Source organism: Streptomyces sp. NPDC055189 (genome assembly GCF_053606765.1).
The window spans coordinates 22,057-25,465 of the sequence record NZ_JBSGSG010000116.1 but is presented as its reverse complement, the minus strand read 5'-3'; the positions used below and the strand labels follow the sequence as shown (position 1 = coordinate 25,465).

Annotated in this window: 2 protein-coding genes; both read right to left on the bottom strand. The window is 73.7% G+C overall.

Going from position 1 to position 3,409, the window contains the following annotated elements:
* Positions 1 to 76: 76 nt before the first annotated feature.
* The gene (locus tag ACWFR3_RS42815) at positions 77 to 1,981 is read right to left on the bottom strand and encodes an amylo-alpha-1,6-glucosidase (protein ID WP_453740103.1); all 1,905 of its coding nucleotides are present in this window, start codon (positions 1,979 to 1,981) and stop codon (positions 77 to 79) included.
* Positions 1,978 to 3,285, bottom strand: a complete 1,308-nt coding sequence (locus ACWFR3_RS42810) for an MGH1-like glycoside hydrolase domain-containing protein (protein WP_453740106.1) — start codon at positions 3,283 to 3,285, stop codon at positions 1,978 to 1,980. The genes ACWFR3_RS42815 and ACWFR3_RS42810 overlap by 4 nt, the downstream gene beginning before the upstream one ends.
* Between the last annotated feature and the right edge of the window lie 124 nt (positions 3,286 to 3,409).

The following is a 3,409-nucleotide window of genomic DNA, read 5'->3' as shown; positions in this document are numbered from 1 at the left end:
CTGTCCGTGCCGTGGTGCACAGTGCGGTGCACCACGGCACGGGCTTTGAGGGGCGCGGGCTCTCCCGGGGAGAGCCTCAGCTGCCTTCGCGCAGCGCCGTGAGCAGCGCCAGCGGTGTGGTCGCCGCCCAGGCCTGGGGGGAGCAAGAGTGGGGGTAGGGCACCGGCTGGGGAAGCTCGGAGCGGTCGTAGCCCGCCATTACCTCCGGCAGCCGGTAGCCGTGGTGTGCTGCCGCGGCGACGAGCCCACGGGCCAGCGTCGCGAGTTCCTCCGTCAGGCCGTGGCGGGCCAGGCCGAGGGCCACGAGTGCGTTGTCGTGCGGCCAGCAGCTGCCGCGGTGGTAGGAGAGCGGGTGGTACGGGGGCTGCCCGGCGGCCAGCGTCCGGATCGCCCAGCCGGTGAAGAAGTCCGGCCGCAGCAGCCGCCGCCCGACCTGCTCGGCGTGCTCCTGGTCGAGGATGCCGGACCACAGGAGGTGACCCGCGTCCGAGGCGAGCGCGTCGACCTGTAGGCCCGCGCCGTCCAGGGCCAGGGCCGGGAAGCCCTCGTCGGCCATCCAGAAGTCCCGGTGGAAGCGCGTGCGCAGGGCCGCGGCCGCCGTCTCCAACTGCTCTGCGTATACCGGGTCGTGCCACGTGGAGAGTGCCAGGGACGCGGTGCGGACCAGGGCGTCGTAGGCGTATCCCTGTGCCTCGCACACCGCGACCGGCCCTTTGGCCTGGGTGCCGTCGGTGAAGCAGATGGCGCCTTCGGAGTCCTTCCAGTTCTGGTTGACCAGGCCGTTCGGATCGGGTTCGTAGACCAGGTAGCCGTGCTCCTGTAGGCCCCCGTCGGTGAACATCCAGTCCACCGCGGCACGGGCGTGGCGCTCCAGGCGCACGGCGAGCGCGCTGTCGGCGGTGGCCTCGGCGTGGGCGTGCAGCAGGACGAGGAACAGCGGGGTGGCGTCGACGGAACCGTAGTAGCGGCCGTAGGGCACCTGCCGGAAGTGCGCGAGCTCGCCGTGGCGTACCTCGTGCACGATGCGGCCGGGCTGTTCGCCGCGGAACGCGTCGTACTCGGTGCCCTGGGTGGCCGCCAGCGCGGCCAGGGTGCCCGCCGCCGCGTCGGGCCGGTAGGGCAGCGCGAAGTAGGAGGTGAGCAGGGAGTCGCGGCCGAAGAGGGTGAGGAACCAGGGGATGCCGGCGGCGGGCACGGTCACCGGTTCGCCGTCCGGCCCGGTGGCGTGGATCCGCAACAGGTCCAGGTCGGCCAGGCCTTGCGTGCAGGCCCGCAGCAAGTCGCCTTCTGCCTGCGCGAGTTCAGGTGAGTGGTCTGCGGAGGTGGCCACCGGTTGTGATTGCGGCGCGGCACCGTGCGGGTGTGCCTCGACCCGTAGATTCACTTCGGCCTGTCCGTGCGCGGGCAGCTCCACCGACCAGGTGAGGCAGCGGGCGGTGCCGTCGGACTCGGCCGCCGACTCGTCGGGGGCAGGGGTGGCACGGACCGACGTACGGGAGTGCCAGTCGCCGCGCCGGTAGCTGAACTCGGCACCCTGCGGGGTCACTTCGACCGTACGCGCGGCGTCCGGCTTCGGGTAGGTGCGGTGGTCGGAGCGCAGCTCGAACTGGTCGGCGAAGTCCGCGTCGACGCAGAGCGCGAGGCGGGCGGTCATGGCTTCGGGGCGGTTGCTGACGATCCGCAGCCGCTCGGTGAACACGCCCGCTTCGACGGTCTGTTCGCGAAAGACGGTGTAGGCGGGCGGCTCGTCGCGGGTGCCCGCCGGGGTGAGCACACAGGTCGCGCGCGGCCCCTCGGACGCCCCGGCCAGGACAGCGGGCGGCGTCCCGTCGACGGTCAGCTGCCAGCGGCTGAGGTGACGGGCGTCGCGCAGGAACAGGCCGTCCGGGGAGGCTCCCGCGCTGCCGGTGATCGCGCCGTCGGAGCCGAGTGAGACGAAGGTGCCGTCGCGTACGAGCAGGACCCGCTCGGAGGCCGTCATCGAGTGCTCTCCTTGCTGTGCGGCGCCCTGGACAGGTCCAGGGCGAGCGCGGCGGTCCAGGCGAAGTCGCGGGTGCCGCGGCCCTCGCCGGTGTACGGGTCGACGTACTCGGCGAATCCCGAGGCGCCCGCGGCGGAGAGGAACGCGGCGCGCAGCCGGTCGGCCTGCTCGGCGGCTCCGTACTGACGCAGGCCGCGTTCGATGAGCCAGGCCGTGTTGAACCAGGCGGGTCCGCGCCAGTAGCGGGAGCGGTCGAAGGCGTGCCCGGCCAGGTCGTAGCTGGGCACCAGCGCGGTGGCGTCGGTGCGGAAGTGCCTGCTGCCGAGTGTGGCGATGAGGCTGTCGGTGACCTGCGCGGGAAGGCCCGGCACGATCAGCGGGATGAGGCCCGACACACTGCGCTCTGGGATCAGTTCGCCGCCCACCAGGTCCCGGACGAGGAACATGCCCGCCGCCGGGTCCCACAGCCGTTCGACCAGCGTGTCGGTCAGTGCCCGGGCCCGCTCGTCGTGTTCGGCGGGATCGGCGCCCAGGGCCCGGGCGATCCTGGCGAGCGCGTGCTCGCCGGCGATCAGCAGGGCGTTGACGCCGGGATCCTCGACGGCGAAGGCGTGCGTTCCGGGGCTGTCGGCGTATCCGGAGTCGCGGTAGTCGACGGCGAGGCGGACGTAGCGTCCGTAGTCGAGGTCGGTGGGGCGGTCGGCGGCGGCGCCGTGGTCGAGGTCGGCGCGGCGGAACGATCCGGGGGCGGCGGGCTCGACGCGTGCGAGGGGGGCTTCCCAGCAGGGGCTGTTGTCCATGCCCGGCTCCCACGGGTGGACCATGGCGGCGAGCCCGTGTCCGCCCAGATCACGCCGGGAGGTCAGGTAGCGGTGCCAGGCCGCGAGGCGCGGGTAGACCCGGGCCAGGAAGCCGCGCCGGTCGGACTCGGCAGGGTCGGCTTCGTGCACCAGCCAGGCGGCGAGGGCGTGCACGGGGGGCTGCACGATGCCCGATGTCTCGGGTGCCTGCGGGGCGCCGGCGGTGTGTCCGGCCCGCGAGGACCGCCAGAAGTCGGGGCTGGGGAAGTAGGCGTCCAGGGGCACCGACGGGTTGAAGACGATGTGCGGGATGCGTCCGTCGCCCCACTGGGCGCCCAGAAGTGTCTCCAGCTCCCGCTGGGCGCGGCGCACGGAGAGGTGACGCAGGCCGATGGCGATGAAGGCCGAGTCCCAGCTCCACTGGTGCGGGTAGAGCGTGCGCGAGGGCACGGTGGCGGCGCCGGTCCAGTTGCCGAGCAGCACGCGGGCCGCGCCGCGCCGCAGTCCCGCGCCGCCGGGGTCGGTGGTGGGGGCCCCCCCCGGGCCCCCCCCCGGGGGGGCGCGCCCGGGGCGCCGACGCCAGCCTCGCCGATGTTGTATACGGCGCTGACTCCGGCCCTCTCGTTCT